This window comes from Stieleria sedimenti (assembly GCF_025060895.1).
Classification (GTDB): Bacteria; Planctomycetota; Planctomycetia; order Pirellulales; family Pirellulaceae; genus Stieleria; species Stieleria sedimenti.
Window position 1 is genome coordinate 1 of record NZ_JANZKV010000361.1, and the last position, 6767, is coordinate 6767.

Consider the following 6767-nt stretch of genomic DNA (forward strand, 5'->3'; position numbering starts at 1 on the left):
GCGAACAGTCTCCACAAACACAGACTCCACGGCACGAAGCCAATTTACTCCGAATGATCGGTGGCGACACCATCAAAAAAACTGGTGCAAAGACGCGGCGTGGCTGCACACATCCATCAATCAAGTCCCAGATTTGGCAAGAACTGCAGCAAAGCGATTTCGAAAACTCGCATCGGTCGATGCAACCGACAGCGCGAAGGGTGACTAGAAATTGCGCCCTTAAGGGCTGGCGAAGCAACCTTGCAACGCACGCTACCTACGGACATGGAAGCCCCCTGTCGGTCGCTCCTGAAACGGTTATCTACGGTCTGGTTGCTTGGGCTCGATTTGCTTGCCCGAGCAAGGCACGAGCCCAGTGGTAATCCTCATCCCAGTATGAGTCGGAATCAATCGTTGTTGCTAAATACTCTCGTGTTTTCAGTGCATCGCCGTGCAGCCGAAACCACAGGGCGGTCTGAAAGCTCGCATCGCCGACGTCTCGGGAAGTGGTCGCCTGTTCGAGAAGCCATCTCTCGGGCGGTTCATCCATGGCGAGATGTTCCAAACGCTTCCGCGTGAAACTCAGTTCAATTGCTACATCGAAGCTTTTTGGCAAACCTGAATGAAGCATCTTGATCGCTTCCTCCCGTACGATCTTATCCTCGTTGATCGCTAAGCCGATGAGCAACACCTCCATCAGGTGTCGTGTATTGCGATAATCATCGATCAACTGCTGAAGGTTAACGCCCTCGGGCAGTTCGCCCGTGTCAAACGCCATAAGCATTAGATAGGTCATGTAATTCATTGGATCATCTGGCGTTGCTCCCGATACCAACGACAGACCGTCAGAGGAATTCCGGCTATACCGGAGGCAAGCGAGTCGCGACGGTGGAGCGCCTAGTTCAACCAAACGCTCATAGACGCGTTCAGCTTCATCTACACGGTCGGTGAATTCGTAATAATTGGCCGCTATACCCAGGCCGGCTGGCGTTGACTCAATATCAAAGAGCCTTTCAGCCAACGCATCTGCTGATTCGCGTAGCTCTGACCAGGTATCGAGCCCGGCTGTTCTGCGTACTTGCATCGCCGTGAATTGCACATACAGGTCCGCCATGTCAATGATGTAGCTTGGAGGTGACAACGCGCGGGCGACTTGGACGTCAAGCACCGCCTGTTCCATTTCATCGAGCCATTCGTTGGCTGTTTCCTCTCCTGTCAAGTAAGTCCCTACTTCAGCCGTCGCTGCAGCGTGATATGCCCGAACTAAAGATGAAGGCCTTTCTTCCAAGAGCGTTTTATAGATTTGGCGCGACCGTTTTGGATCTTCCCACATGATCGCATAGGCTTGAAAGAACTTGTCGAAGTATTCGAATCCAGGCCTGGGTTTCATTTGGAGTACTTTATCGAGCAGGGAATCAGTCTCGGAGTCCGCACCGCCGTACATTCCGAGCACGAATCGCATTGAAGCCGCAACGACGTTCTCTGGGTCCGCATCATACGCGTCACGCAAGAGGCTTTCTGCGCGAGGCATCTGTCCGTCGTAGAATGCTGCGATCCCGTAAATTGTCTTTAACTGAGATTCGGGGCAGTCAAGGTGTTCAAGTTGTTTCCCAACTTGCTGCGTTGAATCGATGTCGCCACCAAGCGCAAAGATAAAGGCCTTGTCGATCAAGTCCGTTCGGTAATCATAGAGAAGTGCTTCCTTCTCTTTCAGAAGTGCTTCCTTCTCTTTCACGTGGCGATAGGCGACAAGGGCGAAGCTCATACTCAGAACGGTCGCGGCGAGCAGAGTCAGTGCAACAAGCGACGAAGCAAGTACAGTAATGCGGTGGCGCTTCAAATATTTTTGCGTACGATAACTGAACGAGGGCGGCCGCGCGACGACGATCTCATTCTGAAGATAATGCTGAATATCGTCAGCGAATCGGCTGGCAGATTCGTAACGCCTTGACCGCTCCTTCGCCAACGCGGTCATCACGATCCAATCGACATCGCCTTTCACCAGTCGCCCCAGTCGGTCCGGTAGCGTTTGACGCTGCCGTGATATTCGCGCGGCAGTATCACCCAGCGTGCTGATACGGTTACTGGGTCTGGGAGGATCCTCCTCCCGGATGATGCGCAGCACTTCGTGCTGCGCGGCTTCCTTGAGTTTACTTTGCTCGAAGGGTGTCGTACCCGTCAACAGTTCGTAAAGCAAAACGCCCAGCGAGTAGACATCGCTTCGTGTGTCGACATCCACTGCGCTAAGACTGGCTTGTTCGGGACTCATGTAAAGCGGTGTGCCGATCACCGACTGAAAACTAGTATAGATCGACCTCTCGGTGAGGCTCTGGTGGAGCGCCTTGGCGACTCCGAAGTCGATCACCTTGGGGACAGGCCTTCCGTCGAGCTCAGTGACCAGCACGTTCGTAGGCTTGATGTCCCGGTGGATAATACCCTTCTGATGGGCATGCTGGATCGCCTGACAGACTTGGACGAACAACTCCAGACGCTGGTCGATCGTCAGCTTGTGTTCGTCACAGTAGTCCGTAATGGGGATGCCGCTCACGAGTTCCATCGCGAAAAACGGTCGACCGTGCTCGGTGGTCCCCGCGTCCAGCACTTTCGCGATGTTGGGGTGGTTCATCATCGCCAGAGCGTTGCGTTCCGCCTCGAAGCGGGCGATCACCGCCTTCGAGTCCATTCCCGCTTTGATGACTTTCAGGGCCACTTTGCGGCGGAGCGGTTTCTCTTGCTCGGCGGCGTAGACGGTCCCCATGCCTCCTTCGCCGATGATTTCCCGGAGCTTGTAGGGACCGATATTGGATCCGACGAGCTTGGCGTCAAGGCCCAAGTCAACCGTCGGGTCGATGCCTTTATCGTCCTGGAGGAAGCTGCCTGCCTTCTGATTGGCGGCGAGGAGCTTTTCAAGACGGCGGCGAAGCTGGTTGTCGTCGCCACATACTTCGGAGAGATATGCCTCACGCGATTCTGGGGAACTCAGTTCAATCAGTTCGGCGAAAAGGTCTTCGATGGGTCGGACTTGGCTCATGGGTGGTTCCTTATGGATCTCGATTATCAGGAACCAATGCGAGTTTTTGAGCCAGATGGCTCAGGGCTGTCGGAAAAATCTGAGATTTTCCGGCTCGGCTCGCCGACTTGGCGATTTCAGTCGGCCAATTCGTCGTAGAGGAACGCCCGAGCGAAAGCCCAACGTCGTTTCGCGGTTGCCAGTGATACGCCAAGTAACGGGGCGGCGTCCTTGAGCGGAACTCCGGCGAAATAGCGGAGTTTTACGAGCTCAGCCATTTCCGGCTGCTCCTGTTCCAGCTTGGCCAAGGCTTCGTTGATGGCCAACAGGCGGTCCGGCGTTTCGTCACTGGCCGGACAGTGGATTTCTAAATCGAGCTTATTTCGATCGCCGCCGTGCTTGGGCCGCTGTTTTTGGCGAGCCCGATCAATCAGAATCCGCCGCATGGCTTCGGCGGCCGAAGCGAAAAAATGCCCCCGCGAATCCCAGGCGACGTCGCCACGGTCCTTGACGGGACGCAGGTAAGCCTCGTGAACCAGCGCGGTCGCCTGCAAAGTGTGCCCTGGATTCTCGCAAGCCATCCGAGCAGCGGCCAGGGTGCGCAGTTCATCGTAGACGAGCGGCAGCAGTTCCTCGGCTGCTGACGGGTCGCCTTGGTCGATCTTCGAGAGGATGGTGGTGATGGCGGTCATACCAGTAAGTGGCTCACCAAGCCCCGTTGCGATCGGGATACTCTGGGCTCAATCCAATTCATTTGTCTTCCACCATTCGGCATGCCGACTGGGATCGTTGATCCGATCTAGCAGGTATTTGGATCGTTCATAGAAATATAAGCCTTGGAGAATTCTCACGCTCTCTTCCAGACGACGTTCGGCTTCTACCAGATGGCGATGACCCAACTCGAATTGGGCCCACGCCAAAAGGACCTGGCCTCTCTGCACCCGGCTGTCCCCTGCGATTTCGAGAACGGTATTCGGATCTTCCAACCCAGCGAAGTAACGCAGTACATGGAAGCTGATTTCGTCAGAGTCGGCTTGTGATTCGACGATTTCTCTGGCAAGCCTGCCAGCTTCCGTTGGATACCCCAGTTGAAAAAGAACTCCCAAATGTAACGCCGGTGCAAGGAGTCGATCATCCGGCACCGACCGAGCGTCTTTGAGCGATTTGAGCAATTTGTCCTTTGCCAGCTCTCGCATTGAATCGAACTGGGACAGGGTCGAAGCTGCCAGCAGAGTATCGTCGTCTTCCAGCAGCGGGATCATCTGCTCCGCACGTTCCATGTCGCCCTCTCGCACGATGGAGTTCACATACAATTGAACAAAGTAGTTTTGGTTGTCGCTCTTGTCAGCAGCTCGCGAGAAGCACTCCCGAGCCGTCGCCATATCCCCCAGGTCATCGAAAATAAACCCGATCTCCGCGAGGAACCATGGATTGCTGGCTGGCGATTGGAAGAGCACATCGGCGTGCAGCCTCGCATGCAACTCGTACTCGGTCGCTAGTGAATCCCGACCAATCATCTTAGCCCGCCGCCGCGCGCCATCGTAAGCTCGAGCACATGTGGCTCTGGCGTAGGCGCTGCTCGGCAATAGGCGAAGGGCAGCGGTTGCATCTGCGATCGCTTCGAGATCGTATTCGAGATTGCCCGTATCCAGGGCCAAGAGTCCGTAGACCGACGCGCGCACCAGGAGGCCAACGGGTGACCGTGTTTGCTCGAACGCCTCGGTTGCCAATCGGAAAGCTCCTAATTGATCAGTCCTTCTCTCCGGCATTGCGAGAAAAAGTTGGTCTTCTGCGGCCATAAATCGAGTGCCTTCCGGCAAAAGTTCCACTTCGAGCATTGAATCCATGTCGCCGCAGTACATGTAGGCTTCGCTCAGCAGACTCCGAACGGCGACTGTGTCTTCGCCGAGGCGCTGAGCTTCCTTGAGAGTCGCGACGGCTTGCTTGGGTTCTCCGCCGAACAACTGCGAGATCGCGACAACCATTTTTTCCCAACCTTCACTTGCACCGGCCTCTCGCGCAGTCTTGATTGCCGATCTCATTTCCTTTGGATCCAGATTGAGTGCTGCTTCGATCGCCTGAATCCGGGCAACCTGCTCGAGCCTCGCAAGTGCACCCTTGGCGGTTATCCATCCAGTCGTCCCGGCCACCGCAGCGATCACGGAGATCCCAACGACGAACGTCGCCATGCCAACGAAGGTTCTGTTGCGGCGATAGAACCGACTCAGGCGATAACCTGCCGACGGTGGTCGTGCCTCGACCGGCTCGCTGGTCAAATGCCTGCCGATGTCCGCGGCGAACGCGTCGGCGGTCTTGTATCGGCGGTTGCGATCCTTCTCCAACGCCTTCATCACGATCCAGTCGAGGTCTCCACGCACCAAGCGACCGAGTTGTTCAGGTTGGGCGCCGCGACACTCGGAGACTTGCGACGAACTTTCGCCGAGCGAGCTGATGCGGTTGCTGGGGCGCGGGGGCTCGGTTTCACGGATACGCCTCAAGGCTTCATCCTGGGCCGCTTGTTTGAGTTCCTCGGGGCTGAGCGGCGTGGTACCGGTCAGCAGCTCGTACAGCAAGATCCCCAGCGAATAGACGTCGCTGCTAGTGTCCACGTCGACACCGCTGAGCTGTGTTTGCTCGGGGCTCATGTACAGCGGCGTTCCGACCAGCGACTGATAACTGGTGTAAACCGTGCGGTCGGTGAGATTGGCGCCGAGCGCTTTGGCAACTCCGAAGTCGATGACTTTCGGAATTGGCTTGCCGTCGATTTCGGTGACCAGGATGTTGTTCGGCTTGATGTCTCGGTGGATCACGCCTTTTGAATGTGCATGCTGGACGGCATTGCAGATCTGGGTGAACAATTCCAGTCGCTCTTTGATTGTCAACTTCTTCTGGTCACAGTACTCCGTGATGGGCTTCCCCTGGATTAACTCCATCACGAAGTAGGGATGGCCTTGCTCCGTCGTCCCCGCATCGAGAACCTTGGCGATATTTGGATGGTTCATCAGTGCCAGAGCGTTGCGTTCCGCGTCGAACCGGGCCAGCACCGCTTTGGAGTCCATGCCGGGCTTGATAACCTTCAAGGCGACTTTGCGCCGCAGGGGTTTCTCCTGCTCGGCGACGAAGACCACTCCCATCCCACCATCGCCGATCTGCTCGCGAATCTTGTAGGGGCCGATACCCTGCCCCGGGCGGACCAACGGTCGGTAATCTCGGGTGAGGTTCACCGTCGGGGCGATGCCAGGCGGCGGATTTTCTAAGAAGCTGCTGGTGTCTTCGGTGACTCGGAGCAGTTCGACGATTCTCTCGAACAATTCAGTGTTGCTGCCGCAAGCTTGATGAAGATACGCGGACCGCGTGTCGGGGTCGGAAATTCCGCGGGCGATATGGAAGATCTCGTCTTCGGTTGGCGTTTGGATTGACACGATTCGTCTCCGGGGCACTCGGGGGCGGCTGAACGTTGTCCAATGCGAGATGACAGATCCGATTCCCCGATCAAAGATCGAAGTTTATCGATTTTTTTCCAGTTCGAGCCTCAACCACCCTTTCGCATAAACCCAATCGGCGTCCGCGGTCGATGTCGCAATCTGTAGGGAGTTCGCTGCCTGCTCGATCGTTAACCCGGCGAAATATCTCAATTTCACGAGCTTGGCTTTCCGGGGGTGGGAGGCTTCGAGCTTTTTGAGTGCTTCATCGAGTCCGAGTAGATCCACCTCAGCTGAGCTGGATTCTGGCTCTGCCACGGACAAGGAGATCCGCTTGCGATTCCCACCCGAACGAA

Annotated in this window: 4 protein-coding genes; all 4 read right to left on the minus strand. The window is 56.1% G+C overall.

The features are described from left to right. Nucleotides 1-301 precede the first annotated feature (301 nt). Nucleotides 302-3010, minus strand: coding sequence for a serine/threonine protein kinase (locus NZK35_RS33715; protein WP_259636928.1), 2709 nt, complete (start codon nucleotides 3008-3010; stop codon nucleotides 302-304). 116 nt (nucleotides 3011-3126) lie between these two features. After that, a complete protein-coding gene (locus NZK35_RS33720; protein ID WP_259636929.1) occupies nucleotides 3127-3681 on the minus strand; it encodes a sigma-70 family RNA polymerase sigma factor in 555 nt (184 codons plus the stop codon). Between the two features lie 48 nt (nucleotides 3682-3729). Continuing rightward, a complete protein-coding gene (locus NZK35_RS33725) occupies nucleotides 3730-6411 on the minus strand; it encodes a serine/threonine protein kinase (RefSeq protein WP_259636930.1) in 2682 nt (893 codons plus the stop codon). 84 nt (nucleotides 6412-6495) lie between these two features. Further along, nucleotides 6496-6767, minus strand: a 272-nt coding sequence (locus NZK35_RS33730; RefSeq protein WP_259636931.1) for an ECF-type sigma factor, incomplete at its 5' end; no start/stop codon positions are given.

What these genes read in the sequence shown, in the direction of transcription:
- NZK35_RS33715 (WP_259636928.1), bottom strand. Translation starts at nt 3,010, where the DNA reads ATGAGCCAAGTCCGACCCATCGAAGACCTTTTCGCCGAACTGATTGAA.
- NZK35_RS33720 (WP_259636929.1), bottom strand. Translation starts at nt 3,681, where the DNA reads ATGACCGCCATCACCACCATCCTCTCGAAGATCGACCAAGGCGACCCG.